Origin of the sequence: Streptomyces sp. NPDC088812 (genome assembly GCF_044750285.1) — a bacterium.
Lineage (GTDB): Bacteria > Actinomycetota > Actinomycetes > Streptomycetales > Streptomycetaceae > Streptomyces.
The window spans coordinates 1-1405 of sequence record NZ_JBIVJP010000077.1 but is presented as its reverse complement, the minus strand read 5'-3'; the positions used below and the strand labels follow the sequence as shown (position 1 = coordinate 1405).

Genomic DNA, 1405 nt, shown 5'->3' with positions numbered 1-1405 from the left:
CCAAGGCCGCAAGCAACTGGGCGGCGGCCTCGCCCAACCTCCACGCCTGAGGTACGGCGTCCGGCACCCCGGACACAGCCTCGAGGATGGTCCCACCGCCAACCGTGGCGGTGTGGAGTCGCTCCAGCATGGAGCGGGACTCTGCCCGGGAGACCTGGGTCAGTGCGGCCGCCGTCGTCTCGTCGATCCATACGCGGTCCACCAAGTGGCGCAGGATCAGCACAGCGGACACGTCTCGCGTGAGGGGGCGTGGCTGCACCTGGGACAACCAGGCCATCCAAGGCTCGTCGAGGGTCTCCCCCACAAGGGTCGTGCGCACGTAGGGGCCGGCAACCTCTTCGATCCCCGGTTGCGGGTGACCCACCCGAACCATTTCCCGAACCATACGGTCGACGCCGATGCCCTGGCGTTCGGCCACACGCAGGTCCGCCAGCAATTGGGTCAAGGCGGGGTTCCTCGACACGGAGGGGTGCGTGATGATGTTGCTCGGATCGACGCCGCCGAAGAATCCTCCCGGGCTGGTGACGCGGAGGGTGCGTCCGATGTGCTCGACGCGAGTGGCCCCGGGGTCGCCCCACTCACGGTGAGCCAGGCCGTTGACCAGTGCTTCACGAGCAGCTAACCGTGGGATATCCCGCAGCTGCCCGATGGTGAGTCCGCTCTGCACGTGCCGCACCGTGTTCCTCGCCTCGAATGCCTGGAGGACGTCGGCAAGTTCCTCCAGCAGGGAACGGCCGCCACGGTGAACCCGGATACTGCTGTCCGCACCGGCCACCTCATGATGGGTGTAGTCCAGCGCCGGCTCCGGGCGACCGACGAAGGCCAGCACTCCGGCGTTGGTCAGCATGCCTCCCTCGGCTACCACGTTGAGTCGCCGGAGGAGCTGGGGCGTCTCCGCCTCGGCGAGCTCCTCGCCTCGCTCATCCCCGCTGTCATAGAGGAAAGCACGTGCGATGTCGACGGCGGCGGGCCTTGCCTCCCCGGCCGGCACGTTTGAGGTCTCTGCGGACCAGTCGTATTGGCGGCGGTACATCTGCCGGGTGAACCAGGTGCTGGCGTCGACCTCGGCACAGTGGTCGTCCACGCGCCAACGGATGCGGCCCTCCACACGGATCGGCTCCACCGCCGCAGGCGGATACAGGACCAGAAGACGGGCGCCCTGTACCTGGACTTCCTGGACGTCGACGGTCAGAGCGCGCCCGGTCAGCTCGTAGAGGCGGAAACGCAGCCACTCCCTGTCCAGAGCGGTGCCGATCAGTTCCGCGGTCTTGGAGACTCCCACGATCAGCGCCCCGCTGCCCGGGGTATCGGCCATGCAGGCGGCCTCCTGCGCCAAGTACTTTGCTGCAGCTGCGTCCTGGGGCGTACCTTCGAGCAGCTCACCACGGGGCCCTCGGCGCGAAGG

At 68.2% G+C, this 1405-nt stretch carries 1 protein-coding gene; it reads right to left on the bottom strand.

Going from position 1 to position 1405, the window contains the following annotated elements:
• On the bottom strand, positions 1-1315 hold a 1315-nt coding region (locus ACIP67_RS43305), incomplete at its 3' end, for an ATP-binding protein (RefSeq protein WP_401700235.1).
• Positions 1316-1405: the final 90 nt, after the last annotated feature.